The organism is Marinobacter sp. MBR-99 (assembly GCF_040547575.1).
Classification (GTDB): domain Bacteria; phylum Pseudomonadota; class Gammaproteobacteria; order Pseudomonadales; family Oleiphilaceae; genus Marinobacter.
Window position 1 is genome coordinate 75,593 of the sequence record NZ_JBEPPY010000001.1, and the last position, 24,801, is coordinate 100,393.

General features: G+C 57.1%; 27 protein-coding genes and 2 tRNA genes. 25 read left to right on the forward strand and 4 right to left on the reverse strand.

The genetic code is table 11. The features are described from left to right. Nucleotides 1–8 precede the first annotated feature (8 nt). The 4 genes from tadA to ABIE59_RS00390 are packed head-to-tail and all read left to right on the forward strand — an operon-like array spanning nucleotide 9 to nucleotide 3,314. Complete coding sequence (gene tadA / locus ABIE59_RS00375) at nucleotides 9–521, forward strand: tRNA adenosine(34) deaminase TadA (RefSeq protein WP_354443236.1); 513 nt, start codon at nucleotides 9–11, stop codon at nucleotides 519–521. Next, nucleotides 518–1,507, forward strand: coding sequence for a UDP-glucose 4-epimerase GalE (gene galE, locus ABIE59_RS00380; protein WP_354443238.1), 990 nt, complete (start codon nucleotides 518–520; stop codon nucleotides 1,505–1,507). Before tadA ends, galE begins: the two co-directional genes overlap by 4 nt. A 33-nt stretch (nucleotides 1,508–1,540) precedes the next feature. After that, on the forward strand, nucleotides 1,541–2,887 hold the full coding sequence (locus tag ABIE59_RS00385; RefSeq protein ID WP_354443240.1) for a UDP-glucose dehydrogenase family protein: 1,347 nt from the start codon (nucleotides 1,541–1,543) through the stop codon (nucleotides 2,885–2,887). Nucleotides 2,888–2,903: 16 nt separating this feature from the next. Next, a complete protein-coding gene (locus ABIE59_RS00390; RefSeq protein ID WP_354443242.1) occupies nucleotides 2,904–3,314 on the forward strand; it encodes an HIT domain-containing protein in 411 nt (136 codons plus the stop codon). 12 nt (nucleotides 3,315–3,326) lie between these two features. On the opposite strand, the gene fabR is transcribed toward ABIE59_RS00390, so the two are convergent. Next, nucleotides 3,327–3,953: an HTH-type transcriptional repressor FabR gene (gene fabR / locus ABIE59_RS00395; RefSeq protein ID WP_354443244.1), complete on the reverse strand. Its 627-nt coding sequence runs from the start codon at nucleotides 3,951–3,953 to the stop codon at nucleotides 3,327–3,329. Between the two features lie 348 nt (nucleotides 3,954–4,301). Here fabR and aspS point away from each other — a divergent pair, with 348 nt between their 5' ends. From aspS to nadA, 14 genes are all read left to right on the forward strand, one after another. Continuing rightward, on the forward strand, nucleotides 4,302–6,101 hold the full coding sequence (gene aspS / locus ABIE59_RS00400; RefSeq protein ID WP_354443246.1) for an aspartate--tRNA ligase: 1,800 nt from the start codon (nucleotides 4,302–4,304) through the stop codon (nucleotides 6,099–6,101). 75 nt (nucleotides 6,102–6,176) lie between these two features. Further along, the gene (gene ruvC / locus ABIE59_RS00405; RefSeq protein ID WP_354443248.1) at nucleotides 6,177–6,704 is read left to right on the forward strand and encodes a crossover junction endodeoxyribonuclease RuvC; all 528 of its coding nucleotides are present in this window, start codon (nucleotides 6,177–6,179) and stop codon (nucleotides 6,702–6,704) included. Nucleotides 6,705–6,734: 30 nt separating this feature from the next. Beyond that, nucleotides 6,735–7,364, forward strand: coding sequence for a Holliday junction branch migration protein RuvA (ruvA, locus tag ABIE59_RS00410; RefSeq protein WP_354443250.1), 630 nt, complete (start codon nucleotides 6,735–6,737; stop codon nucleotides 7,362–7,364). 158 nt (nucleotides 7,365–7,522) lie between these two features. Further along, nucleotides 7,523–8,554, forward strand: coding sequence for a Holliday junction branch migration DNA helicase RuvB (ruvB, locus tag ABIE59_RS00415; RefSeq protein ID WP_354443252.1), 1,032 nt, complete (start codon nucleotides 7,523–7,525; stop codon nucleotides 8,552–8,554). Continuing rightward, a complete protein-coding gene (gene ybgC / locus ABIE59_RS00420; protein WP_354443254.1) occupies nucleotides 8,547–8,972 on the forward strand; it encodes a tol-pal system-associated acyl-CoA thioesterase in 426 nt (141 codons plus the stop codon). Before ruvB ends, ybgC begins: the two co-directional genes overlap by 8 nt. A gap of 38 nt (nucleotides 8,973–9,010) precedes the next feature. Then, a complete protein-coding gene (gene tolQ, locus ABIE59_RS00425; protein ID WP_354443256.1) occupies nucleotides 9,011–9,697 on the forward strand; it encodes a protein TolQ in 687 nt (228 codons plus the stop codon). Nucleotides 9,698–9,738: 41 nt separating this feature from the next. After that, nucleotides 9,739–10,185 carry a protein TolR gene (gene tolR, locus ABIE59_RS00430; RefSeq protein WP_354443683.1) on the forward strand — a complete coding sequence of 149 codons (447 nt, stop codon included), beginning with the start codon at nucleotides 9,739–9,741 and terminating at the stop codon, nucleotides 10,183–10,185. A gap of 75 nt (nucleotides 10,186–10,260) precedes the next feature. Then, entirely contained in the window at nucleotides 10,261–11,241 is a 981-nt protein-coding gene (tolA, locus tag ABIE59_RS00435) for a cell envelope integrity protein TolA (RefSeq protein WP_354443685.1), read from the forward strand. 80 nt (nucleotides 11,242–11,321) lie between these two features. After that, nucleotides 11,322–12,575 carry a Tol-Pal system beta propeller repeat protein TolB gene (gene tolB / locus ABIE59_RS00440; protein WP_354443687.1) on the forward strand — a complete coding sequence of 418 codons (1,254 nt, stop codon included), beginning with the start codon at nucleotides 11,322–11,324 and terminating at the stop codon, nucleotides 12,573–12,575. A 45-nt stretch (nucleotides 12,576–12,620) separates the two neighbouring features. Continuing rightward, complete coding sequence (pal, locus tag ABIE59_RS00445; RefSeq protein WP_354443258.1) at nucleotides 12,621–13,190, forward strand: peptidoglycan-associated lipoprotein Pal; 570 nt, start codon at nucleotides 12,621–12,623, stop codon at nucleotides 13,188–13,190. A gap of 25 nt (nucleotides 13,191–13,215) precedes the next feature. Beyond that, nucleotides 13,216–13,986 carry a tol-pal system protein YbgF gene (gene ybgF / locus ABIE59_RS00450; protein WP_354443260.1) on the forward strand — a complete coding sequence of 257 codons (771 nt, stop codon included), beginning with the start codon at nucleotides 13,216–13,218 and terminating at the stop codon, nucleotides 13,984–13,986. A gap of 118 nt (nucleotides 13,987–14,104) precedes the next feature. After that, nucleotides 14,105–14,180 (forward strand) — tRNA-Lys (locus tag ABIE59_RS00455). Nucleotides 14,181–14,241: 61 nt separating this feature from the next. Continuing rightward, nucleotides 14,242–14,317, forward strand: a tRNA-Lys gene (locus ABIE59_RS00460). A gap of 191 nt (nucleotides 14,318–14,508) precedes the next feature. Beyond that, nucleotides 14,509–15,570, forward strand: coding sequence for a quinolinate synthase NadA (gene nadA / locus ABIE59_RS00465; RefSeq protein WP_354443262.1), 1,062 nt, complete (start codon nucleotides 14,509–14,511; stop codon nucleotides 15,568–15,570). A 9-nt stretch (nucleotides 15,571–15,579) separates the two neighbouring features. Here nadA and ABIE59_RS00470 read toward each other — a convergent pair whose 3' ends face one another. Further along, a complete protein-coding gene (locus tag ABIE59_RS00470; RefSeq protein WP_502915310.1) occupies nucleotides 15,580–17,058 on the reverse strand; it encodes a M48 family metalloprotease in 1,479 nt (492 codons plus the stop codon). A 147-nt stretch (nucleotides 17,059–17,205) separates the two neighbouring features. Here ABIE59_RS00470 and ABIE59_RS00475 point away from each other — a divergent pair, with 147 nt between their 5' ends. Both ABIE59_RS00475 and ABIE59_RS00480 read left to right on the forward strand, forming a co-directional pair. Then, nucleotides 17,206–17,433, forward strand: a complete 228-nt coding sequence (locus tag ABIE59_RS00475; RefSeq protein ID WP_354443266.1) for a sulfurtransferase TusA family protein — start codon at nucleotides 17,206–17,208, stop codon at nucleotides 17,431–17,433. 16 nt (nucleotides 17,434–17,449) lie between these two features. Next, nucleotides 17,450–18,526, forward strand: a complete 1,077-nt coding sequence (locus ABIE59_RS00480; protein WP_354443268.1) for an AI-2E family transporter — start codon at nucleotides 17,450–17,452, stop codon at nucleotides 18,524–18,526. 1 nt (nucleotide 18,527) lies between these two features. Here ABIE59_RS00480 and ABIE59_RS00485 read toward each other — a convergent pair whose 3' ends face one another. Further along, entirely contained in the window at nucleotides 18,528–18,995 is a 468-nt protein-coding gene (locus ABIE59_RS00485; RefSeq protein WP_354443270.1) for a peroxiredoxin, read from the reverse strand. 74 nt (nucleotides 18,996–19,069) lie between these two features. Between ABIE59_RS00485 and dapA the strand changes: the two genes are divergently transcribed. The 5 genes from dapA to ABIE59_RS00510 are packed head-to-tail and all read left to right on the forward strand — an operon-like array spanning nucleotide 19,070 to nucleotide 23,638. Next, nucleotides 19,070–19,948, forward strand: a complete 879-nt coding sequence (gene dapA, locus ABIE59_RS00490) for a 4-hydroxy-tetrahydrodipicolinate synthase (protein WP_354443272.1) — start codon at nucleotides 19,070–19,072, stop codon at nucleotides 19,946–19,948. A gap of 34 nt (nucleotides 19,949–19,982) precedes the next feature. Next, a complete protein-coding gene (locus tag ABIE59_RS00495) occupies nucleotides 19,983–21,077 on the forward strand; it encodes an NlpB/DapX family lipoprotein (protein WP_354443274.1) in 1,095 nt (364 codons plus the stop codon). Between the two features lie 44 nt (nucleotides 21,078–21,121). Further along, nucleotides 21,122–21,835, forward strand: coding sequence for a phosphoribosylaminoimidazolesuccinocarboxamide synthase (gene purC / locus ABIE59_RS00500; RefSeq protein WP_354443276.1), 714 nt, complete (start codon nucleotides 21,122–21,124; stop codon nucleotides 21,833–21,835). A gap of 29 nt (nucleotides 21,836–21,864) precedes the next feature. Further along, a complete protein-coding gene (locus ABIE59_RS00505) occupies nucleotides 21,865–22,599 on the forward strand; it encodes a TIGR04219 family outer membrane beta-barrel protein (protein ID WP_354443278.1) in 735 nt (244 codons plus the stop codon). Nucleotides 22,600–22,630: 31 nt separating this feature from the next. Beyond that, nucleotides 22,631–23,638 (forward strand): NAD-dependent epimerase, encoded by a 1,008-nt coding sequence (locus ABIE59_RS00510; RefSeq protein ID WP_354443280.1) that lies wholly within the window; start codon nucleotides 22,631–22,633, stop codon nucleotides 23,636–23,638. Nucleotides 23,639–23,715: 77 nt separating this feature from the next. Here ABIE59_RS00510 and ABIE59_RS00515 read toward each other — a convergent pair whose 3' ends face one another. Next, a complete protein-coding gene (locus ABIE59_RS00515; RefSeq protein WP_354443282.1) occupies nucleotides 23,716–24,549 on the reverse strand; it encodes a vWA domain-containing protein in 834 nt (277 codons plus the stop codon). Between the last annotated feature and the right edge of the window lie 252 nt (nucleotides 24,550–24,801).

Consider the following 24,801-nt stretch of genomic DNA (forward strand, 5'->3'; position numbering starts at 1 on the left):
AAGTGACAGTGAGCGACACGCCGGAAGATCAGCATTGGATGGCTCGGGCGCTGGAACTCGCTGCCCAGGCCGGGGCGGCCGGGGAAGTGCCAGTGGGTGCTGTCGTTGTTCTGGATGGCAAGGAAATCGGGGCGGGCTTTAACGCTCCGATTTCCCACTGCGACCCGACTGCTCACGCAGAAATCAGGGCGCTAAGGGACGCAGCGGCCCGTGTGGGCAACTACCGGTTGGCTGGTGCCACGCTTTATGTGACTCTGGAACCCTGCACCATGTGTGTCGGTGCTATTGTTCACAGTCGCGTCAGCCGGTTAGTGTATGGTGCCGTGGAACCCAAGGCTGGTGCCGTTGAGTCGGCCAGAAGAACTCTGGAAGAGCCGCACCTGAACTGGCGGGTAGAGGTTTGTGGGGGTGTGATGGCCATGCAGTGTGGTCAGGTGATCTCCGAATTTTTCAGCCGGCGCCGTCGGGAAATCCGGCAGCGCCGACAACAACACTCAGGGAAGGGAAGCGCAAGCGCATGAAAGTTCTCGTTACCGGCGGTGCCGGTTATATCGGCAGCCACGTTGTTCGCCAGTTGGCGGCGGCGGGCCACGACATTGTGGTGTTTGACAATCTCTCCACCGGCTATCGTTGGGCGGTGACCGCCGGGGAACTGGTGGTGGCTGACCTTGCGGATGAAGAGGCCATTGAACAGGTATTTTCCGCCCATAAGTTCGAGGCGGTCCTGCACTTTGCGGCGAACATCGTGGTGCCGGAGTCTGTTGCCAACCCCCTAAAATACTACAGTAATAACACCCGTAATACTCTGAACCTGCTTAAGGCGGTTGAGCGTCATCAGGTGCCGTACATGGTGTTCTCATCCACCGCCGCAGTTTACGGTATGCCGGAAGAAACAGTCCTCACCGAAGATCTTCCGCTGGCACCGATCAATCCCTACGGCGCCTCCAAGATGATGAGCGAGCGGATGATGATGGACCTGGCAGCGGCCAGTAGCCTTAACTACGTTATCCTGCGCTACTTCAACGTGGCCGGCGCCAATCCGGAAGGCTTGCTAGGGCAGGCGACACCGGAGGCGACGCATCTGATCAAAGTGGCCTGCGAATGTGTAACTGGTCAGCGTGAGGGCATGAGCGTATTCGGTACCGACTATGAAACACGTGATGGCACCTGTATTCGCGACTACATCCATGTAGAAGACCTGGCAAAAGCCCACGTGATGGCGCTGGATTACATGGCTGGCGGCGGGGAGTCCCAGGTGCTCAACTGTGGTTATGGGCGCGGTTTTACGGTGCGTGAAGTGATTGATGTGGTAAAGGCCGAATCCGGTGTCGACTTCCCGGTAACCGAAACTGGGCGCCGTGCCGGCGACCCGGCAGCGCTGATGGCCGATAACACGCGAATCAAGAATGTTCTGGGCTGGCAGCCGGATTACGATGACCTCAATACCATCGTGCGTACCGCTCTGGCCTGGGAAGCGGTCTGGCAGAAGAAAAAAGCCTCTCGGTAACACTCTCAAACAACGATTTTCAGGAACTGTTCAATGAAGATTACGATTTTCGGAACCGGATACGTGGGCCTGGTGACAGGCGCCTGCCTGGCGGATGTAGGCCATGACGTGCTGTGCATGGATGTGGACCAGGGCAAGATTGAGAAATTGAAGAATGGCCAGATCCCGATTTACGAGCCAGGTCTGGATGGCATCGTCAAACACACCGTAGAAGCCGGCCGTTTGTCGTTCACCACCGACACCGAACAGGCTGTCAAACACGGTACTCTGCAGTTTATTGCGGTAGGCACACCGCCGGATGAAGACGGCTCTGCCGATCTGCAATACGTGCTCGCGGTGGCCAAATCCATCGGCCAGTACATGGACGATTACAAAGTGGTCGTCGACAAGTCCACCGTACCCGTGGGTACCGGCGACAAAGTAAAGGCAGCGGTCCGCGCACAGCTCGACAAGCGTGGTCTGGAGCTGGATTTCGATGTGGTGTCCAACCCTGAATTCCTGAAAGAAGGCGCTGCGATCAACGACTTCATGAAGCCGGACCGCATTGTGGTGGGCACCGACAGCGAGCAGGCAGCCGAGCTGTTGCGGGAAGTTTACTACCCGTTCAACCGCAACCACGACCGGATGATCTTCATGGATATCCGCTCGGCAGAACTGACCAAGTACGCCGCCAACTCCATGCTGGCCACCAAGATCAGCTTCATGAACGAAATGTCCAACCTGGCCGAGCGCCTGGGAGCCGACATCGAAGCGGTGCGTCGGGGAATTGGCTCTGATCCGCGTATCGGTTACCACTTTATCTATCCTGGCTGCGGCTACGGTGGCTCCTGCTTCCCGAAAGACGTCCAGGCGCTTGCTCGGACTGCTGGCGCTTGCGATTACGAAGCCAAACTGCTGAACGCCGTGGAAGCCGTTAACTACGCTCAGAAACATGTGCTGTTCGACAAGATCAGCCATTTCTTCCAGGGGGACCTGAAAGGCAAGGTGGTTGCGGTCTGGGGCCTGGCATTCAAGCCGAACACCGACGACATGCGCGAAGCCTCTTCGCGGACGTTGATGGAGGATCTCTGGAAGGCGGGCGCTACGGTGCAGGCCTTTGATCCGGAAGCCATGGAAGAAACCCAGCGCATCTACGGCGACCACGAAGGCCTGACGCTATGTGGCACCAAGGAGCAGGCCCTCAAAGGTGCCGATGTGCTGGCCATCTGTACCGAGTGGAAAGAATTCCGCTCTCCGGATTTCGAGCTGATTGCCGGTGCCCTGAAACAGCCGGCGGTCTTCGATGGTCGTAACCTGTACGAACCTGAAATGCTAGAACGCTATGGCCTGGTTTACTACGCCATCGGTCGTGGGCGTAATCAGTTCCATTCTGCGGTCTGATCGAGAGAGGTGGGTGATGTTTCAGCTTCACGAGCGACTGGCGGCAGATACCCACCACCTGGGCTACAGCCGTCTCTGCGAAATCCTGCTGATGAACGACAGCACCTGGCCCTGGCTTATTCTGGTACCGGCGGTGCCGGACATCCGGGAGATCTACCAGCTGGACCATAAGCAGCAGGTGCGGTTGCTGGAAGAGTCGTCTACGCTTAGCCAAGGCATGATGGAGCTTTTCAGCGGCGACAAGATGAATGTGGCGGCACTGGGTAACATGGTGCCGCAGCTTCATTTGCACCACATCGTGCGCTTCGAAGGTGACCCGGCGTGGCCGGGTCCTGTGTGGGGCAAGCAGGCTCATGTGCCGTACACGGATGACGAGCTGGCAGACATTCACGCCAGGTTGAAGCCCTTGCTGCAATCCCTGGCCTGAATCGGGCCTCGGTTATTCCCGGCCCTGCTGCCACTGCGCCAGGGTCTGGGAGCCCACCAGAATCATGCGCAATTCCGTTTTCAGCTTGGCTTTCAGCTCGTCCCGTTCCTTCGGCGTGGCGTCCAGCGCTTCCGCACCTTGATTGAACACCAGCGTGACCATGGACTCGGCCACCAGCCTGGCATCCGCCAGAGGCTTGTTCTGCTCTTCCGCAAATCGCCCAAGGTCGTCTGCCAGTTCTGTCACGAAATGATCAATTTCAGCCTTAACGGCGGTCCGGAATGGCTTCGATACCCCGGTGCGTTCCCGTAGCATCAGGCGAAACAGATTGGAGTTGTTGCCCAGATATTCCATAAACGTGTCGACAGATGTCGAGATGGCGCTGCCGTCCCGGGCTATTCGCTTACGCGCCTGTCGCATCAACTGCCGCAGTGCAACACCGCCTTCATCGACCAGTGCCAGACCCAGTTCATCCAGTTCGGAAAAGTGCCGGTAGAAGGAGGTGGGAGCAATGCCGGCTTCCCGGGCAACCTCGCGCAAACTCAAGCTGCCAAAGCCCCGGTCCGCACTCAGTTGTGCCAGGGCGGCATCCATCAAAGCCCGTCGGGTTTTCAGTTTTTGTTCTGCTCTGGTGGCCAACGTCTTACTCCATGGTCCGGTCAAACCATGCATTCTAGCCCCCGGTTTTTTGATAGTCATCCCGGCGTTCAATATCCTGTCCCAATTCTCTTCCGGGACGCCTGATTTTCAATGTCATTGTGTTTATAATGGGCGGCTTTTCGGCTATGGTCGCTGACATTTGCGGGCGGCCTCAAAAATGCTGCAAGCAAGCTGATGGGGATGGCTTTCCAAAACACGCTGTGAATACATCCATGTACGCTCGGCTCCGCCATCCATGGCTCCGCACGGTTTCGGAAAGCCATCCCCATCAGCTTGCCCAGACGCTTTTATTAAACGCGAACACATTCAGATACAACGGGAACCGATATGCGCAGTCATTATTGCGGTGGGATCAACGAATCCCACATCGATCAGGAAGTCACTCTCTGCGGATGGGTACACCGCCGCCGTGACCACGGTGGGGTTATCTTCCTGGATCTGCGAGATCGGGATGGCATGTCCCAGGTGGTTGTCGATCCTGACACCCCTGAGAGCTTTGCCTTGGCGGAGAAGGTTCGCAGCGAGTTTGTTGTTAAAGTCACCGGCCGCGTGCGTCGCCGTCCGGCGGGCACCGAGAACAGCAACATGCCGACCGGCCAGGTGGAGCTGCTGGGTAAGGAAGTCGTGATCCTGAACGCCGCTGCCACGCCGCCGTTCCCGCTGGACGAGCACGTAGATGTGGGTGAAGACGTTCGTCTGCGCTATCGCTTCATCGATTTGCGCCGCCCGGAGATGATCAACCGTCTGCGTTTCCGTTCCCGGGTAACCAGTTACATCCGCAACTTCCTGGATAGCCGCGGTTTCATGGATGTGGAAACACCGATCCTGACCCGCGCCACCCCGGAAGGCGCCCGTGATTACCTGGTGCCCAGCCGTACCCACGAAGGTTCCTTCTTCGCGCTGCCCCAGTCGCCGCAGCTGTTCAAGCAAATGCTGATGGTGTCGGGCGTTGACCGCTACTATCAGATCGCCAAGTGCTTCCGCGACGAAGACCTGCGGGCGGACCGTCAGCCGGAGTTCACGCAGGTTGATATCGAGGCCTCTTTCATTGATGAAGAGACCCTGATGAAGCTGAACGAAGACATGATCCGGGCGCTGTTCAAAGACGTGCTGGATGTCGAGTTGCCGGAATTCCCGCGCATGCCGTATTCCGAGGCCATGCAGCGTTACGGTAGCGATAAGCCGGATCTGCGTATTCCGCTGGAACTGCAAGACGTGAACGACCTGGTGGAAGGCGTGGACTTCAAAGTCTTTGCCGGCCCCGCGAAAGATCCTAAAGGCCGTGTTGCAGCCTTGCGTGTGCCCAAGGGCGGCGCGCTGACCCGTAAGCAGATTGACGATTACACCAAGTTTGTCGGCATTTACGGTGCCAAGGGCCTGGCCTATATCAAGGTCAATGAGCTTGCCAAGGGTGTCGAAGGCCTGCAGTCGCCGATCATCAAGTTCCTGGGTGACGACGTGGCCATGGCGATCATGGAGCGCGTTGCAGCAGAAGACGGCGACATCGTGTTCTTTGGCGCTGATAAAACCACTGTGGTTAACGAAGCGCTGGGCGCTCTACGCATCAAAGTTGGCCATGACCTCGACATGCTTACCTGTGAGTGGGCGCCGATGTGGGTGGTTGACTTCCCGATGTTTGAGGAACTTCCAGATGGTAGCCTCACCGCTATTCACCACCCGTTCACTGCGCCGTCCTGCAGCCCTGACGAGCTGGCGGCCGATCCGGCCAATGCGTTGTCCCGCGCCTACGACATGGTGCTGAACGGCACCGAGCTGGGCGGCGGGTCTATCCGTATCCACGATGGCAAGATGCAGGAAACCGTGTTCCGCATCCTGGGTATCGAAGAAGAGGAAGCCCGCGCCAAGTTTGGCTTCCTGCTGGACGCTTTGAAGTTCGGTTGCCCGCCACACGGCGGCCTGGCCTTCGGTCTGGACCGTCTGGTGATGCTGATGACCGGTTCGTCGTCCATCCGGGATGTGATCGCCTTCCCGAAAACCCAGAGCGCCACCTGTCTGATGACCCAGGCGCCGGGTGCGGTAGACGAAAAGCAGCTGAAAGAACTGCACATTCGCCTGCGTCGCTCAGCAAAAGCGGTTGAAGGCAACAAAGCCGAAGACAAAGAGTGATGCGTAAGCCCGGAGGTTGCCCATGCGGCCTCCGCGCCAAGTGTTTTTGCTCAAGCTACCTCTGAGGGGGCGCGGATGGCCATCATCCTGGGTGTAGACCCCGGCTCACGAATCACCGGCTACGGCATCATTCGTGTGGAAGGCCGCCAGATCGAGTATCTGGACAGCGGTTGTATCCGAGTGGGTGAAAAGCCCATGGCGGAACGCCTGCAAACCATTTTCCACAGCCTTGCTGTGTTGATTGGTGAGTACCGCCCGGAAGAGTTCGCTATCGAGCAGGTGTTCATGGCCCGCAATCCGGATTCTGCCCTCAAGCTGGGGCAGGCCAGGGGGGCGGCGATTGTCAGTGCCGCCAACAGCGGCCTGGCAGTCCATGAATACTCCGCACGCCAGGTCAAGCAGGCGGTGGTTGGCTCGGGCGGTGCCGATAAATCCCAGGTTCAGCATATGGTCCAGGCTCTGCTGGGCTTGTCCCGAAAGCCACAGGCCGATGCCGCCGATGCCCTTGCCATCGCCCTGTGCCATGCCCACATGAATCAGAGCATACTGAAGCTCGCCGGCACCGGTGGCAAAGCACGAAGCGGGCGGGTTCGGCAACAATAACAGGGTCAGACAAGCCACAGGAGGCCTGCATTGATCGGTAGAATCCGAGGCACATTGTTAGAGAAGGCCCCCGGCCACGCACTGGTGGAGTGCTCTGGTTTGGGTTACGAAGTCGACATTCCCTACACCACCTTCTTCCACCTGCCGGAAATCGGGCAGGAAGTTACCCTACATACCCATTTTGCGGTCAGAGAAGACGCCCAGAGCCTGTATGGCTTCGCCTCCCGGCTGGATCGTAACCTGTTCCGGCTGCTCATCAAGGTCAATGGCGTTGGCCCCAAGCTGGCGGTTGGCATACTGTCCGGCCTGGATGCCCAGCAGTTTATCCGCTGTGTTGAGGCCCGGGATATCAATGCACTGGTCAAGCTGCCCGGGGTTGGCAAGAAGACTGCCGAACGGCTACTGATTGAAATGGCAGACCGCATTGGCCAACTTGAAGGGCAGTTCACGCCGACGGTAGCGGGTTCAGCAGCGCCGGGCGGTTCGGCGGCGCCGCCGGTGGCCAGCCATGACGCGAGAGGCGAGGCAGAGGCTGCACTGATTGCCCTGGGCTATAAGCCCCAGGAGGCCGCGAAGGCCATCAGCAAGGTGGCCGAGCCAGACATGACCAGCGAAGCGCTGATTCGTCTGGCCTTGCGTAATATGATCCCGGCCGGGTAGTGGATTCACTGCCCGGCCTTTTTTTTGTGTCGCCCCATGACACCAATGTGTATAGAGCGTAACGTGACTCCAACAATGCCCTTTGTACAATTGGGACAACTTGAACGTCAGGCCAAACCTTTGGGCACGTTGTTTATTCCCAGCAAGCGGATAATGCCATGATTGAATCTGACCGACTGATCTCGGCGAAGGCCGGTGAATACGAAGAGGTACATGATCGGGCCATTCGCCCGACGTTGCTGTCTGAGTATGTTGGCCAGCCGACGGTTCGTGAGCAGATGGAAATCTTTATCTCTGCCGCCCGAGGCCGTCAGGAAGCGCTGGACCATGTGCTGATCTTCGGCCCGCCGGGCCTTGGTAAAACCACGCTGGCAAACATTATTGCCAATGAAATGGGTGTGTCGATCAAGACCACTTCGGGCCCGGTACTGGAAAAAGCCGGCGACCTGGCCGCCATGCTGACCAATCTCGAAGAAGGCGATGTGCTCTTTATCGATGAGATTCATCGCCTGAGCGCTGCGGTTGAAGAAGTATTGTATCCGGCGATGGAAGATTATCAGCTGGATATCATGATCGGCGAAGGGCCGGCGGCCCGATCCATTAAACTGGATTTGCCCCCGTTCACCCTGGTGGGTGCCACAACCAGGGCCGGTTTGCTGACATCTCCACTGCGGGACCGCTTTGGCATTGTTCAGCGTCTGGAGTTCTACAACACTCAGGATCTCACTCGCATCATCCTCCGCTCGGCACGGCTGTCTTCGGTCACCATCGATGAGCAGGGGGCGTTTGAGATAGCCCGCCGTTCCCGGGGCACGCCACGTATTGCCAACCGGCTGCTGCGGCGGGTGCGGGATTTTGCCGAGGTTCGCTCAGACGGCCACATCACTGCCGACATTGCCGACCAGGCTCTGAACATGCTGAAAGTGGACGACCAGGGTTTTGACCACATGGACCGCCGCCTGTTGCTGGCCATGATCGAAAAGTTCGATGGAGGCCCGGTGGGTGTGGAAAGTCTGGCTGCGGCCATCAGTGAAGAGCGGGGTACCATTGAGGATGTGCTGGAGCCGTTTCTTATTCAGCAGGGCTTTATGGTACGAACGCCCCGGGGGCGGATGGTAACCTCCAGTGCCTACCGTCATTTTGGTGTGGTGGCTCCGAAATCCGGCGCTGAGGACGACCTTTTTGAGTAACAACGCTACGAAAGAACGCTTTGAACTACCCGTCCGGGTGTATATAGAAGATACAGACGCCGGTGGCATTGTCTTCCATGCCAAATATCTTCACTACATGGAGCGGGCCAGAACCGAGTGGGTGCGTAGTCACGGCGTTGGCTTGAGAGCGGGGCTGGAAGACAACACAAGTTACGTTGTTCAGCGCATGAACCTGCACTATCAGGTACCCGCCAAACTGGACGACCAACTGCTGGTCACGGCGGAGCCAACGGCTTCATCCCGGGTTTGGATGAACTTTCGGCAGCAGGTGCTGCGAGCCGAAGACCGGCAGTTATTGTGCGAGGCCGAAGTACGGGTTGCCTGTATCGCCCTGGACACCGGCAAGCCCAAGAGGCTGCCTGAGAATATGCAAGAGATTCTGAAGAATTCCATTTAATTTATTGAAAAGCATACAAACTTAGTTGGGAGTACACAGTGGAAGCGGAACTTTCAGTCTGGTATCTGATTGCCAATGCCGGGATTCTGGTGCAGTTGGTCATGCTGTTGCTGGTGTTGGCATCGGTGGTGTCCTGGGCTTTGATTTTTCAACGCATTCAGGTGTTCCGGAAAGCGAAGCAGGCGCAATTGGCCTTTGAGGAGCGGTTTTGGTCCGGCATGGACCTGGGGCAGCTCTACAAAGAGGTAAATGCGGACCCGACTCCATTCTCCGGTATGGAGTCCGTATTTCGGGCCGGCTTCAAGGAATTTTCTCGTCTGCGCCAGCAAAGTCGCGATGCGGACGCCGTTATGGAAGGCACCCAGCGCGCCATGCGGGTGGCCTTTTCCCGGGAACAGGAGCGTCTCGAAACCCACCTTCCGTTCCTGGCGACCGTGGGCTCAACCAGCCCCTATGTGGGTTTGTTCGGGACAGTGTGGGGCATCATGAACTCCTTCCGGGGGCTGGCTCAGGTGCAGCAGGCAACGCTTGCCACGGTGGCTCCGGGTATCTCGGAAGCATTGATAGCAACCGCCATGGGGTTGTTTGCAGCGATCCCGGCGGTTATTGCTTATAACCGGTTCTCTGCCATGTCGGACGCGCTGCTGAAGAACTATGAAACGTTTGCCGAGGAGTTTTCCAGCATTCTGCATCGTCGTGTCCACAACAGTGACCAGGCAGCCTGATGGCACTCGTCGATATAAGGGAGGAGACTGGCATGAGCGGCATGAAAGGTATGGGCTTGATGCCCCAGCAAAAGCGCAAGCCGATGTCGGAAATCAACGTAGTGCCCTACATCGACGTGATGCTGGTGCTGCTGATCATTTTCATGGTGACGGCTCCGATGTTGACCCAGGGTGTAAAGGTTGATTTGCCCCAAACCACATCTGATCCGATCCATCAGGACAAGGACGTTGAGTCCATTACCGTTTCGGTAGACGCCAACGGCGCCTACTACATGGATATTGGCGACCGCAGCAGCGATCCGATGACGCTGGCCGAGGTGCGACAACAGGTGGCTAATATCCTGTCGCAGCGATCCAATGGTGAAGTGCTGGTGCGCGGCGACGAGTTCGTGGAATACGGCGTGGTCGTGCGGCTGATGGCAGAGCTGCAGGCCGCAGGTGCAACAGGTGTTGGCTTGATAACCGACGCACCTCAGGAACGGCGCTAACAGGGTGGCAATATTGTTGTGAAGGGTCATGAGCGGGAAACCATCAGCACCGATACGGCTCCCTTGAAATCACCAGTGGTCATGTCTGTGGCATTACACCTGTTGATTGTCGGGATTGCGCTGGCGGGCTGGTCCTGGACATCGCCGATATCTGAGCCGGAGCCCAGAACCATTTCGGCACGGCTGGTCAGCCCGGAACCCCGGCCAAGCCCGGTGGTGGATGAGCAGGATCAGCGGGATCGTGAACAGGAGCGCCGCCAACAGCAGGAGCGTGAGCATCAGCAGCAGGAGGCAGAACGCCGTCGTCAGCAGGAAGAGCAGGCCCGGCGGGAAGCCGAACGGCAGGCTCAGGAACAGGCGCGGCAGCGGGAAGAAGAGCGCAAGCGCCAGGAAGCTCAGGCCCGTGAGCGGGCCGAGCAGCAGGCAAGGGAACAGGAGGCTGCCCGGCAGAGAGCCGAGGCGGAGGCCAAGGAGCGTGAGCGCCAGCGTGCTGAAGAGGAACGCAGGCGCCAGGAAGAGGCAAAGCGCAAAGCCGAGGAAGAGAAGCGTCGCCAGGAAGAGCGTCGCCGGCAGGAAGAAGCGGAGCGTAAACGTCAGGAAGAGGCTGCCCGCCAGGAGGCGGAGCGTAAGCGCCAGGAAGCCGAGCGCCGATTGAGAGAGCAGCAGCTTGAGGCCCTGGCCGAAGAATCCCGTCGTGAGCGGGAAGCGGAAGCCCGACGTCAGCAGGAAGCGGCCGCGGCCCGCGCCCGCGAAGCCCAGATGCTGTCGGAAAGTGAGAAGTACCAGGCGCTTATACGAGAGCGTTTGAGCCAAGCCTGGTACCCGCCGTCGTCCGCGACGGAAGATATGTCGGCCAGGGTTCAGATAACCCTGTTGCCAACCGGGGAACTGGTTAACGCTCGTCTGGTCAGCAGTAGCGGGAACACGGCGTTTGATAACTCGGCTTTGGGCGCAGTACGGTCTTTGAGCCGATACCCGATTCCGTCAGATCGGGATACGTTTGAACGCTATTTCCGTCAGTTTACTATTGAATTCAATCCGCAACGGTTGCGGTGAGGCCTATGACATTGAACGCACATGACTCACATCGTCAGGGATTTTCCTTTACCACGGCGCTGGCAGCATTGGTTGTTCTCATGCTGCTTGCCAGTCAGGCGAGGGCAGAGCTGCTGATCCGCATCACCGAAGGTGCTGATTCCGCCATCCCCATCGCGGTGGTGCCATTTGCTGAGAGCGGTGCCATGCCTGCTGGCGACCGAGTAAGCAGTATTGTGCAGGCAGACCTGACCATGAGCGGCGAGTTTCGTCCGCTTGAGCCCTCCCGAATGCTGAGCCTGCCGTCACAGCGCTCGGAGGTGTATTTCCGGGACTGGCGTCTGCTCGGGCAGCGCTATGTTCTGGTGGGGCAGTTGACCCGTTCAGGTGATCGTATCGAAGCAAGGTACGAATTGTTTGATGTTAACCGGGAGGAGCGCATCCTCGGCGAAACCGCTGGTGCCCCGGCCAGCAACGTTCGGACCCTTGCCCATCACATCAGTGACCGGGTTTACGAGGCGATCACCGGTGATCCCGGCGTGTTCTCTACCAAACTGGCCTATGTCACGGTGACCGGGGACGGCGATAACGCCCGGTATCGCCTGCATGTCAGCGATGTAGACGGGAAGCGCTCCAGAATTCGCCTCGAAAGCCGTGAGCCCATTCTGTCTCCTGCCTGGTCACCGGACGGTAAGCAACTGGCCTATGTCTCGTTTGAAACCGGCAAGCCAGTGGTGTTTACCCATGAGCTCGCAAGCGGAGAGCGCAAAAAAGTGGCGGATTTCCCGGGCCTGAACTCGGCGCCGGCCTGGTCGCCTGACGGCAAATCCATGCTGCTGACCCTGTCCAAAGACGGTAACGCAGAGATCTACCGGCTTGATATCGCCTCCGGCAACCTTACCCGAATGACCAACCACTGGGCCATCGACACCGAGGGTGCCTGGGATCACACCGGCAGGGGAATCTATTTCACGTCAGACCGTTCTGGCGGCCCTCAGATTTACCACATGGAACGAGCGGGAGCTGAACCAAGGCGTATTACCTTTGGCAGCCGATATAACGCCCGGCCACGGCCTGATGGAAAAGGCGAGTATGTGTATTACGTGCATCAAAGAGACAGGGCGTTCCACATAGCCCGCACGAATCTGAAAAACGGAGAGGAATCAGTCATTACCCGAACCGAATCGGATGAATCGCCGAGCGTTTCGCCAAACGGGCGCTTGCTGATTTATGCCACACAGCAAAACGGTACCAGCGTGCTTACGGTGGTCTCGGCTAACGGCGGCGCGGCATACAGCCTGCCGGCGTCAGACGGCGATGTCCGTGAGCCCGCCTGGGGCCCTATCGTTCGCTGAACACGTTGTTGTCCAATAAACCCATCACGATAAGGAAGTGCATAAATGAAACTGTCAGTACAGACCAAAGCGTTTGCGATGCTGTTGTCCGTGGGCCTGGTGGCCGGTTGTAGCTCCACCGGTGACACCATGGAAGACGGAACCTATGGCTCCGATGTCGCCGCTATTGATCAGGACGGCGGCTCCACTGTTTATGGCGGTGCCGATGGCGATGGCGTTTCGTCCTCGCGGCTGAGCGAAGAAGAGCGTCAGGCTGCCCGCCAGCAGGCTGAGCAGCAAGCGCTGCGCAACATCACGACCTTCTACTTTGATTTTGATACTTCCGAGATCAAGCAGGAAGCCCGCGATGTTCTGGTTGCCCATGCCCAGTTCCTCGCCAACAACCCGCGCCAGAACGTGCGCCTTGAAGGTCACGCTGATGAGCGCGGTACAAAGGAATATAACCTGGCTCTGGGTGAGCGCCGTGCCAACGCGGTTCAGCGTTTCCTGATCGTTAACGGTGCTTCCCGTGGCCAGATTGAAACCGTAAGCTATGGTGAAGAAAAGCCGGCTGTTCGCGGTTCGTCCGAAAGTGCCTGGGCACAGAACCGTCGCGTTGAGCTGGTGTTCAAGTAATCGACGTCAATGATCGGAAGGTCCCATGAGAAAATTGCTCATGGCGACAGTGCTGCTCCCGCTGGGCCTCGGCCTGGCGGGGGTCAGTCAGGCACAGTCGTCTGCACCCGCATTCCAGAACAACGCCTCTGAGGCTCAGCGTCAGTCGGGTAACAACCAGGCTACGGCTGAACTGTTCTACATGATCCAGCAGCTCCAGAGCGATGTGCGCAGGCTGCAGGGGCAGGTGGAAGAACAGAAACATCAGATCAGCCGCCTGCAACAGCAAAGCCGGGATCGCTATGTGGATCTGGACCAGCGGATACTGGACCTGTCCAAGGCGGTTGAGCGCAAGGCTGAAGAGCCCGGTGGCACAGGCAGCTCGGCCAGTGCCGGGCAGGGTGGGCAGCTATCGCCAGCCAGGGTTTATCGATCCCCCGGTGCGGATGAGCAGAAAACCTATAGCGGAATCATTGATCTGATCCGGAACAAGAAAGACTTTGATGCCGCTATCAGCCGGCTGTACGAGTTTATCGACGAGTATCCGGAAGGGGATCTGACCGTTAATGCCTATTATTGGCTGGGTGAGGTGTACCTGGCGGAACCCCGCCTTGAGCAGGCCAAGCAAGCCTTCACGATTGTTGCTACCCGTTTCAGTGACCACCGTAAAGCGCCAGACGCGGTCTACAAGCTCGGTGTTACACTCGACCGGATGGGTGAAAAAGACGAAGCAAAACGCCGCATGCAGAGTGTTTTGGAGAATTATCCGAATACGGGGGCAGCGGATCTGGCCCGGAAATACCTCGAGAAGGCGTGACTCTGATCACAGATTGAACCGGTTGTCTGCTTGTTGATCTGTCTCGGAAAAAAGTTGGGAATTCCCGTAAAAAGGGGTTGATCAGCAAAAAAATATCAGTAATATGTGCGCCTCGTTTGGGTCGTTAGCTCAGTTGGTAGAGCAGTTGGCTTTTAACCAATTGGTCGAAGGTTCGAATCCTTCACGACCCACCAAATTCAGAGTAGTGGTCCTGAGCGCCGTTACTCGCCGGAAGCATGGCCGGCAACCAGTTATGGGTCGTTAGCTCAGTTGGTAGAGCAGTTGGCTTTTAACCAATTGGTCGAAGGTTCGAATCCTTCACGACCCACCAAATAACAAGGCCCAGCATCGGGTTTTGTAGAGAAAAGAGCCCTCGGGCTCTTTTTTTTTGGCTTCAGGAACCCATCTAGTGACTATGGGCGTACTCATTTTTCGAGTGTCTCGGAGGCTATGTTACAGCCCCATGAAATCACGCCCGGAAGTGATATACTCTCGCGGTAACAGTAACTCAGAGATCCAGAAATGACACGAGCGCAAGACCGTATCCTTGTTCAGGAACATCTGGCACATGAAGCAGAGCCGAAGGCCCTGAGTGCCAGTGAGAAAGCTGAGCTTGAGGCACGCATCAAGGCAGCCCTCAAAGAGAAGGACGCTGTGCTCGTAGCCCATTACTACACAGATCCAGACATCCAGCGTCTTGCCGAGGAAACCGGGGGTTGTGTTGCCGACTCGCTGGAAATGGCCCGCTTTGGCAACCAGCATCCTGCGTCAACGGTGGTGGTGGCTGGGGTTCGCTTTATGGGTGAAACTGCCAAGATCCTGAACCCCGAGAAACGGGTGCTGATGCCCACGCTGGAGGCGACCTGCTCTCTCGACATCGGTTGTCCCGCGGATGAGTTCTCGCAATTCTGTGATCAGCATCCGGACCGAACCGTAGTGGTTTACGCCAATACCTCGGCTGCCGTAAAAGCCAGGGCGGACTGGGTGGTGACTTCAAGCTGCGCCCAGGCCATTGTTGAACACCTGGATGCCAGGGGCGAGAAAATCCTGTGGGCCCCGGACAAACATCTGGGCCATTACGTGCAGAAGACAACGGGGGCTGATGTATTGTTGTGGGATGGATCCTGCATCGTGCATGAAGAGTTCAAGCATCGGGGGCTTGAGGATCTCAAGGCGCTTTATCCTGAGGCGGCCGTACTGGTGCATCCGGAATCTCCCGATGCTGTGGTGGAGATGGCCGACGTGGTTGGTTCAACGTCCCAGTTGATTCATGCGGTGCAGACGCTGCCCAATGAAGAATTTATCGTGGCCACGGATAACGGTATTTTCTACAAGATGCAGCAACTGGCGCCGAACAAGACGCTGATTGAAGCTCCCACGGCGGGTAACGGTGCTACCTGTCGCAGTTGCGCGCATTGCCCCTGGATGGCCATGAACGGTCTGGAGAACCTGCTTGCCGTGCTGGAGCGGGGCGATCAGGAAGTGCTGGTCGATTCGACCCTGCGCGAAGACGCGTTGCGCCCATTGCGCCGAATGCTGGATTTCACGGCCAATATGAACCTGAAGGCGGCTGGCAACGCCTGAGCATCTCTGTCAGCCTCGGCGAGCCTGCAGCCTGTCAGCAATGTCATTCAGGCGTTCGTTGACTACCTGCCGCTCGGCAGACCCGGCGGGCAGCTTTTCCTGGGCCTGGCGCAGCTGGCGCTGCGCTGATTGCAGGTCTCCCGCCAAAGCGTAGTACTCTGCCCGGGCGCGGTGCACGCCCACAATGTTTCTGGCCATACCTTCTGCTTCGGCCAGCCTCAGCCAGATCTGTTCCCGTTCCGGCAAGCGCCGGGCCAGGTCCCGCAACAATCCGGCGGCTGTATCCCCATTGCCATCAGCAATCTCAATTTCGGCGAGTGTCCAGGTGATGGGGTAGTTGCGCGGGTTTCTCGACAGCGCCTGCTTCAGCAACGTCCGGCCTTCCTCGTAGCGTTTCTGGTCCAGCATAACCTCTGCCAGAGTCACCTGAAAGGTGATCCTCCCCGGGCTGCTATCCAGAAGTTCGCGCAATATGCGCTCGGCCTTGTCGTATTGCTGGTTGCGCTGATAGGCCACGGCAAGGCCGTAGCGAATGGCATCGTTGCGTTTGGCGTCATCCCGTGCCAGATAATCTTCAAAAGTCTCGACCGCCAGTTCCGCTGACGAGGCGTAGCGCACCTGCAGTCGGCTGCGTACCAGGTGATATTCCTGGCCATCCCGAATGCGCTCGTCGGGATACTGTTCCGCTCGGTTTCGGCTGTCGGCTACCCGGTTCTGGGTTAGAGGGTGGGTCGAGAGGTATTCGGGCATCTGGCTGCCCTGCAATCGGTTCTGTCTCATCATGATTTCGAACATTTCTGGCATGCCGCGCGGGTCGAGGCCGGCATTGGCCAGAATCTCCATGCCTACCCGGTCGGCTTCCTGCTCGTGGGCGCGGCTGTAGGCCAGCATATTCTGGATGGACAGGGCCTGTGTGCCAGCGATGGCGGCGATGCCAATATCAGATTGGGTCACCGCTGAGAGCACGATACCGGCGATCATCCCGGCCAGGGTCAGTGGCGCGCTGGTTTCCTGTTGTTCCATGCGGCGGGCAAAGTGCCGCTGGCTCAAATGCGCGAGTTCGTGGGCCATGACTGAGGCAAACTGCTGTTCCGTCGCTGCGTTCAGGAACAGCCCGCCGTTCACCCCCACGATACCGCCTGGCACGGCAAAAGCGTTGAGGGCTGGGCTGTCGATGAGTACCAGCTTCAGCTCCCGGTTATCCAGTGGGGCAGAGGGCACCAGTTTATAAGTAATAGCCTGAAGGTAGTCGTATACCAGCGGGTCTTGTATCTGGGGCGCGGAACGCCGGATAGATGCCATCACCTGCTGGCCGATCTCCGCTTCCTGCTGGCCGGAAATGAGGCCAGCGCTACCCCCTATGCTGGGTAGACTTGACTCCTGGGCATGGCTCAAGCCGGCCGTGACCAGCAGGCAAACCGCCAAAGCGAACAGGGTCAGGAAACGGCAAAGAGGGTTCTGGCGGTCAGTTCGATTCATGTATATCAGTCACACCCGTGGGGATTTGCCACTTTGACATCAGCATAGCCCGGAAAGTTCTTGTCTGTATTACGAAGACTTGAGATGCAATAGGTTAACACCCCCGGCATAATGCCTGCTCGATTATTGGATAAATGGTAATGGTGTTCGCTTAATATGGCTGATCGAATTCTGAATGCCTCAGGGCTGCGTTGCCCGATGCCACTTCTCAAAACCAAGCTGGAACTCAATACCATGACTGCCGGGCAAGAGCTTGAAGTAATTGCAACGGATTCGGGTTCTGCCAGGGATATCCCGGCCTGGCTGGGAATGTCTTCTCATACTTTGGTCAGCCAGTCAGAGCATCACGGCGAATTCCGTTTCGTGATAAAGTGCGGCGGTTAATCTTCCGGAGTTGTTCATGGTCAGAATTCTGCGCGGTCTAGCCCACAAGTATTTTTCTGATGAAGAAGCAGTGATTCTGTTTCTGCTTCTGGTCACCGGTACGGTTTTTGTCATCCTTTTCGGCGCCATGCTGGCACCGGCGATCGCGTCGTTGATTATCGCGTTTATCCTTCAGGGCCTGGTTGCCAAACTCCACAAGATGGGTGTGCCGGAACTGGTGGCGATCATCGGCGTGTTTGTTGTGTTTCTCGGGGTTTTGGTCGGTTTCATTTTCGGGCTGTTGCCACTGATCTGGACGCAGGTCAGTAATCTTGCCGGAGAAGCGCCCCGTATCATTCGCGAACTGCAGTCTTATCTGGAGCTCCTGCCGGAGGAATATCCACACCTGATTTCCATGGAGGCGGTAGACACAGTTTACCGTCAAGTGTCGGCGGAGGTGGCCCATCTTACTCAGTGGCTGGTGTCGTTTTCCCTATCGAGCATTCCCGACCTCGTGGCCTTGTTGATCTACATGGTGCTGGTGCCGATCCTTGTGTTCTTTTTTCTCAAAGATCGCAGGGTACTGGTGGCCTCTATTGGTCGGATGCTGCCACCTCAGCGCCCGATGATGGTCCGCATCTGGCAGGAAGTGAACCTTCAGTGCGCGAATTACGTTCGGGGCAAGGCGGTTGAGATCCTGATCGTTGGCGTGGTCACCTATGCTGCTTTTAAACTCCTGGGCATGCCCTATGCCGCTTTGCTGTCGTTGCTGGTGGGCTTGAGTGTGGTGATTCCCTACATCGGCGCGGCGGTGGTCACCATTCCGGTCGCAGTAATCGCCCTGTTTGCGTTCGGTTGGGGTACCCATTTCATCTGGGTGATGGTGGCGTATGGCATTATCCAGGCGTTGGACGGCAACGTGTTGGTGCCCATTCTGTTCTCGGAGGTGAACAACCTGCACCCGGTCGCGATTATTGTGGCGGTTCTGTTCTTCGGTGGTATATGGGGCTTGTGGGGCGTGTTTTTTGCCATTCCGCTGGCCACCATGCTCAAGGCGGTGTTTGCCGCCTGGCCGGTGAAGGAATCCGAACCCTCACCGGCGGTATCAGAGTAGGTCAGAGTGCCTTGACGGCTTCCAGAACCTCGTCGGCGTGGCCACTTACTTTAACGCCACGCCATTCTCGTTTCAGGGTACCCTCCTTGTCGATAAGGAACGTACTGCGTTCGATACCGAGGTGCTCCTTGCCGTACAGTTTTTTCAGTTTGATCACATCAAACAGTTTGCAAAGGGCCTCGTCTTTATCTGAGATCAGATGGAACGGAAACTGATGCTTGCTTCTGAAATTATCGTGAGCCTTGAGCCCGTCTCTGGATACACCAAAGATTTCGGTATCAAGTTCGCTGAACTGCGGCATCCTGTCCCGAAAATCCTGGCCTTCGGTGGTACAACCGGGCGTGTTGTCCTTCGGATAGAAGTAGATGACGACGTTTTTACCCCGGAGGTCGGCCAGTCTGATAATCTGGTTGCCTGTCGCCTCAGCTTCAAAATCGGGCACGGGATGGTTCAATGATACGGATGACATGACATCTCCTTTAATTCCCTTGTGTCAGTTCGAGCCCAACATTACCATATCGCTTTTATTCGGACGGAGTTTTTATGATTACGGGTAGCCTCGTCGCACTGGTCACGCCCATGCATCCAAACGGTGACATTCACTGGGAGGATCTGGACAAACTGGTGGACTTTCATATCGAAAACGGCACGCACGGCATCGTGGCTGTGGGTACCACCGGCGAATCCGCAACGCTGGACCCGGAGGAGCATTGTCGGGTTATCGGTCATATCATAAAACGGGTTGATGGCCGGATTCCTGTGATCGCCGGCACCGGTGGTAACAGTACTCGGGAAGCCATTGAACTGACGTCCGAAGCCCACAAACTTGGTGCTGATGCCTGTCTGCTGGTAGTTCCATACTACAACAAGCCGACCCAGGAAGGCCTGTACCAGCACTTCAAGGCCATCGCCGAAGCCGTGCCGGGCATGAGTCAGATGCTTTACAACGTGCCTGGCCGCACGGCGTGCGACATGCTGAATGAAACCGTACTGCGCCTGGCGGACATCCCCAATATCGTGGCCATCAAAGACGCTACCGGCAACATCCCTCGCGGTGCCGAACTGATCGAAGCTCTGGACGGCCGCCTGGCGGTATACTCCGGGGACGACGCCACCGCAGCAGACCTGATGCTGGCTGGTGCCAAGGGCAACGTGTCTGTCACCGCCAACGTGGCGCCCAAAGCCATGTCGCAGTTGTGCGAGGCGGCGATCAAAGGTGATGAAGATGAGACGCGTCGTTTGAATGACCTGTTGATGCCTCTGAACCGCAAGCTGTTCCTGGAAGCCAATCCGATTCCGGTTAAATGGGCACTGCATCGCATGGGGATGATCGGGGAAGGCATTCGCCTGCCGCTGACACCGCTGAGCGAGAAGTTCCACGCCGAGGTGGAAGACGCACTCAAGGCCTCAGGTGTTCTCTGAGGCCAACCGATTCCCGTTTTACCGGAGTAACCCGATGCAGGTTCCTGGAAGAGCCCGTAACACCAAGATATGCCTGTTCCGGCCGATAGCCGGGCTCCTGTTGGCCAGTACCCTGGTTGGGTGCGGCATCCTGGAAGACCGCTCCCAGCGGTACGTTCACGCGCCGGAAGGCGAGCAGATAAGAGTGCCTGAAGGTGCAGATGACTCCCGGTTGAGCCAGATCATGCCGGTCAGGAGCATCAGAACGGATGATTCACGCCGGTTGTTTCCGTCTTCCATCCCGCGCCCGCCCGACATGACTTCCGAAATTCTGGATCAGAACTACGTGATTGAAGAGCTGGATGGTCGTGTCTGGCTGCTGGTTAATGAAGTACCGGGCCGGCTGTGGCCGGTCGCCAGTGCCTGGATGAATGACGTTGGCCTTGGCGTGGCCTACGATAATCCCCAGTTGGGTATACTCCAGAGCGAGCTGGCGAACTTTAGCAAGCGCAGCCGAGACATGCTGGGCCTTGACGATGCCCCGGTCGCTCAGGAGCCGCGTGTGTTCCTGCAGATGCGACTGGCCCCGGGCATTCGGCGAAAGACCACCGAAATCCGGCTACGGATCCTGGAGCTTGAAGAGGCGCCGGAAGGGCTTGTGGCCTGGCAACCGGATCAGGAAACTGACGCCCGTGCCCAGAGCAGGAAAGAGTCTCTGTTGTCCGAACTCGGCGAATTCATGAAGCAGCGCGAAGACAGCAAATCGTTCTCTCGGGCGGCATCCGGTATGGTCGCCCAGCCATTGGTGAGGCTACTGTCTGAAGATGACCAGGCGGTTGCCGTGCGGGTAGAGCTTGATTTCGGCCGCACCTGGGCGGAAGTGAACCGCTCCCTGGAAGAAATCGGCGCGGACATTCAGGACCTGAACCGGAGTGAGCGTTGGTTCCATGTGGACTTCCGTACCGAAGACGAACGCACCCCGGGCTGGTTCTCCTGGTTCAGCAATAAGGCTGAACCCCGCCACACCCATACCGTGAACATTGAACAGCGCGAAGATGCCCTGTTTGTCACGGCGCAGCGGCTGGAAAGCTATACTGGTGAGTACAGCGCTTCAGACCTGCTTACACAACTATTCGAATACCTGTATTGATTCGGGGCGGCCGGTAAGGCCGCTGCCGGTTTTTGGAGATCTAAATGGAAAAACGCGAAGAGTTATACGCGGGCAAAGCCAAATCGGTATACCGCACTGATGACCCGAACCTTTTTGTACTGGTGTTCCGGGACGACACCTCAGCCTTTGATGGCGAGAAGAAAGAACAGCTCAACCGCAAGGGCATGGTGAACAACAAGTTCAATGCCTTCATTATGGAAAAGCTGGAAGCGGCGGGTATTCCCACCCACTTTGAAGGCCTGCTGTCAGGTACCGAATCCCTGGTGAAAAAGCTGGATATGATTCCGGTAGAGTGCGTGGTTCGTAATATCTCCGCCGGCAGTCTGTGCCGCCGACTGGGCGTGGAAGAGGGGCAGGAGCTGAACCCTCCCACTTTCGAGCTGTTCCTGAAGAACGACGCGCTGCACGATCCCATGGTGAATGAGTCGCTGGCGGTAAGCTTTGGCTGGGCCAGTGCTGAAGAACTGGCGCGGATGAAAGAACTCACCTACAAGGTAAATGACGTACTCAAAGCCCTGTTTGATGACGCCGGCATGCTGCTGGTGGACTACAAGCTCGAGTTTGGCCGCAGCGAAGGCCAGATCGTTCTGGGTGACGAATTCAGCCCGGATGGCTGTCGTATCTGGGATAAGGAAACCCGTAAAAAGATGGATAAAGACCGCTTCCGCCAGGGCCTGGGTGAAGTGATCGAAACCTACGAAGAAGTAGGGCGTCGTCTGGGTATCCAGTTCGACTGAATATAAAAACCGACAACAACGGGTGTGATATGCGTAAATTGATGATGGTAATGGGCGCGAGCATGCTGGCTGCCGCTCCGGTGGTCTCCGCGGATATTCTGGGCGTAGGCGCCACGGTTGGCTACTGGGATGCCGACTATTCCGGCGAGGCGTCCAAGGGCAACGACCGGGTAGATCTGGAGCGGGACCTCAACCTCAGCAGCGATTCCAATGCCAATCTCACCGCGTATTTCGAACACCCGGTTCCGGTGCTGCCAAACGTACGGCTGGCTTATACCCGTACGAAGCAGAGCGGTAATGGCCAGCTGGATGTAACTTATGATGGTATTACTGCCGGCGCGAATGTTCGCTCTGAGCTCGAGCTGGAACAGCTGGACGTCACCCTGTATTACGAAATCCTGGATAACTGGGTGAATCTGGATCTTGGCCTGACTGTTCGCGATTTCTCTGGTGAACTGCTTGTTCAGAATCGCGATATTCCCAGCCAGTCCTCTGAAACCAAGGCCGACGCCGTGTTACCCCTGGTATACGCCGCCGCCCGTTTTGACCTGCCATTCACCGGCGTTTCTGTTGGTGGTGACGCCAACGCCATTTCTTATGATGGCGACTCGGTCTACGACTTCAACGTGTACGGTCAGTATGAAATGTCGCTGCTGCAGTTGCGAGCAGGCTATCGCCAGATTTCTCTCGATTACGATGACGGCGACGACAACCTGGACATCGAACTTAGCGGCCCGTTTATCAGTGCCGGTCTGAGGTTCTGAGTAATAACCAACCGATCAGGGAGATGGACTCTTGAAAATCCTGGTTACCGGCACCGCCGGTTTCATTGGCTCACACCTGGCGCATCGCTTGCTGGATCGTGGTGACGAAGTCATTGGTGTCGACAACGTCAACGACTACTACGATGTAAACCTCAAAGAGGCGCGCCTGGCCCGGCTGGTGAACAAGCCCGGTTTCACGGAAATTCGCCAGGATGTGGCCGACCGTGCCGCCATGGAAGCCTTGTTCCGAGAGCACAAGCCCGAGAGGGTAGTGCACCTGGCGGCCCAGGCCGGCGTCCGTTACTCCCTTGAAAATCCCCACGCCTACGTGGACGCCAACCTGGTTGGCTTTATGAACATTCTCGAAGGCTGTCGCCACAACGCTGTAAAACACCTGGTGTATGCGTCCAGCAGTTCGGTATACGGCGCCAACGAAACCATGCCGTTCTCCGTGCATGACAACGTGGACCACCCGCTCAGCCTGTACGCGGCTTCCAAGAAAGCTAACGAGCTGATGGCCCATACCTACAGCCACCTGTACAACCTGCCCACCACCGGCCTGCGGTTCTTCACCGTTTACGGCCCGTGGGGCCGGCCAGACATGGCGCTGTTTATCTTCACCAAAAAGATCCTGGCTGGTGAGCCCATTGATGTGTTCAACCATGGCCATCACCGGCGCGATTTCACCTACATCGACGACATCGTTGAGGGTGTTATTCGCACGCTGGACCATGTGGCCGAACCTAACCCGAAGTGGTCTGGTGAGAAGCCGGACCCAGGCACCGGCAAAGGCCCGTATCGCATTTACAACATTGGCAGTAATAACCCGGTGGAGCTGTCCCGCTTTATCGAAATCATCGAAGAGCGGGTTGGCAAAAAAGCGGAGAAGAACCTGCTGCCACTGCAGCCGGGTGATGTGCCGGCAACCTACGCCAATGTAGATGACCTGATCACAGACGTGGGCTACAAACCCGACACCACAGTAGAAGAGGGCATTGCCAACTTTGTGGACTGGTATCGGGATTTCTACAAGGTGTAAAAGCCGGGTTAGCGTCAGAACAAAAAAGCCAGCGCAATACGCTGGCTTTTCTCGTTGGTACACGGCTATTCAGGCACTTACACCGCCACTGACGCCACGGGGCGCCTGCGATAACGTGTAAAAATTCCCAACAGTCCCAGACCAATCAGCGCCAGGGAAGATGGCTCCGGTACTGATGCGGACGGCTGACAGGCCGGGTTAGTGGGGTTCAATTGGCAGAAGTCCAGGGTTTCCTGAAGTTTCTTGTTCGCAAACTCGGTCACGAACTGCTGAACGATCGTTTGATCCGAAGTGTTGAACTGGTTCAGGTCGAACACGGTTCCGCCGTGGCTTTCGATCAAAGACCTGTAAGAATTGTCAGTGGAGCTACCCCTGAGCACACCGTTATACAACGCGTTATTGGATGTCAGGACACCATCAAGCACAGAACTGCTAACCGCTGAACCACCGACAGAACCGCGAGACACGGCATCTCCGTTGGATGGCTCATCTGTCAGAATGATGATGTTCTTGACGGCATTGCTCCGGAAGGAAAACAGATCACTCTGGCCATCCAGTGCGTTCAATGCAAAGGCGGTGGCGGTATAGCCGGGTTCTGTGCCTCCATTAATTTTCAACCCCTGGGCGGCTGTGGCAAACGAGGTTGGGTCGGTCAAGTCCGTCACCATCCTCGGAACAATAGCTCTATCACCGTAACCCACCAGACCATAACGGGCGTCTACTTGCCCGGTGCCGGTGAGGATGCTGGCAAACAGCCCGATGTTGTCCCGCAGATTTGCCTGGACAGTTCCCATTGAACCAGATTCGTCAACAACAAAGACGATGTCGCTGAGTATTGGTGCGGCATGAACCGGAGCGATCGCCGCTGCCGTCGAAAGTATCAAACCTGATAAAAATCGCTTGAGTTTCATTATCGTTACCTCATCCAGATTGAGTATTGTGGACGGGCATCCATACCGTACTGCTTTATCGGCTGACCCCCGAGTGGCTCACCTATGCAGGCATCAGTAAAAACAGCATAGGATGTGCCAGCAGGCCCCGAGAAAATCTAACGTGCTGTATTATATGGCTATAAACCGAAACTAGGAGGATACTGTCAGCTAAGACGCAATCGGTATGTATAGAAACCTGACATTGTTTTTCGGAAGCTGTAACGGGTCGAT

What these genes read in the sequence shown, in the direction of transcription:
- ABIE59_RS00495 (WP_354443274.1), top strand. Translation starts at nt 19,983, where the DNA reads ATGCAGGTTCCTGGAAGAGCCCGTAACACCAAGATATGCCTGTTCCGG.
- ABIE59_RS00485 (WP_354443270.1), bottom strand. Translation starts at nt 18,995, where the DNA reads ATGTCATCCGTATCATTGAACCATCCCGTGCCCGATTTTGAAGCTGAG.
- dapA (WP_354443272.1), top strand. Translation starts at nt 19,070, where the DNA reads ATGATTACGGGTAGCCTCGTCGCACTGGTCACGCCCATGCATCCAAAC.
- tolB (WP_354443687.1), top strand. Translation starts at nt 11,322, where the DNA reads ATGCTGCTTGCCAGTCAGGCGAGGGCAGAGCTGCTGATCCGCATCACC.
- ABIE59_RS00480 (WP_354443268.1), top strand. Translation starts at nt 17,450, where the DNA reads ATGGTCAGAATTCTGCGCGGTCTAGCCCACAAGTATTTTTCTGATGAA.
- tolR (WP_354443683.1), top strand. Translation starts at nt 9,739, where the DNA reads ATGAAAGGTATGGGCTTGATGCCCCAGCAAAAGCGCAAGCCGATGTCG.
- ruvC (WP_354443248.1), top strand. Translation starts at nt 6,177, where the DNA reads ATGGCCATCATCCTGGGTGTAGACCCCGGCTCACGAATCACCGGCTAC.
- ABIE59_RS00385 (WP_354443240.1), top strand. Translation starts at nt 1,541, where the DNA reads ATGAAGATTACGATTTTCGGAACCGGATACGTGGGCCTGGTGACAGGC.
- ABIE59_RS00505 (WP_354443278.1), top strand. Translation starts at nt 21,865, where the DNA reads ATGCGTAAATTGATGATGGTAATGGGCGCGAGCATGCTGGCTGCCGCT.
- aspS (WP_354443246.1), top strand. Translation starts at nt 4,302, where the DNA reads ATGCGCAGTCATTATTGCGGTGGGATCAACGAATCCCACATCGATCAG.
- purC (WP_354443276.1), top strand. Translation starts at nt 21,122, where the DNA reads ATGGAAAAACGCGAAGAGTTATACGCGGGCAAAGCCAAATCGGTATAC.
- galE (WP_354443238.1), top strand. Translation starts at nt 518, where the DNA reads ATGAAAGTTCTCGTTACCGGCGGTGCCGGTTATATCGGCAGCCACGTT.
- ABIE59_RS00475 (WP_354443266.1), top strand. Translation starts at nt 17,206, where the DNA reads ATGGCTGATCGAATTCTGAATGCCTCAGGGCTGCGTTGCCCGATGCCA.
- ruvB (WP_354443252.1), top strand. Translation starts at nt 7,523, where the DNA reads ATGATTGAATCTGACCGACTGATCTCGGCGAAGGCCGGTGAATACGAA.
- pal (WP_354443258.1), top strand. Translation starts at nt 12,621, where the DNA reads ATGAAACTGTCAGTACAGACCAAAGCGTTTGCGATGCTGTTGTCCGTG.
- nadA (WP_354443262.1), top strand. Translation starts at nt 14,509, where the DNA reads ATGACACGAGCGCAAGACCGTATCCTTGTTCAGGAACATCTGGCACAT.
- ABIE59_RS00515 (WP_354443282.1), bottom strand. Translation starts at nt 24,549, where the DNA reads ATGAAACTCAAGCGATTTTTATCAGGTTTGATACTTTCGACGGCAGCG.
- ABIE59_RS00390 (WP_354443242.1), top strand. Translation starts at nt 2,904, where the DNA reads ATGTTTCAGCTTCACGAGCGACTGGCGGCAGATACCCACCACCTGGGC.
- ybgF (WP_354443260.1), top strand. Translation starts at nt 13,216, where the DNA reads ATGAGAAAATTGCTCATGGCGACAGTGCTGCTCCCGCTGGGCCTCGGC.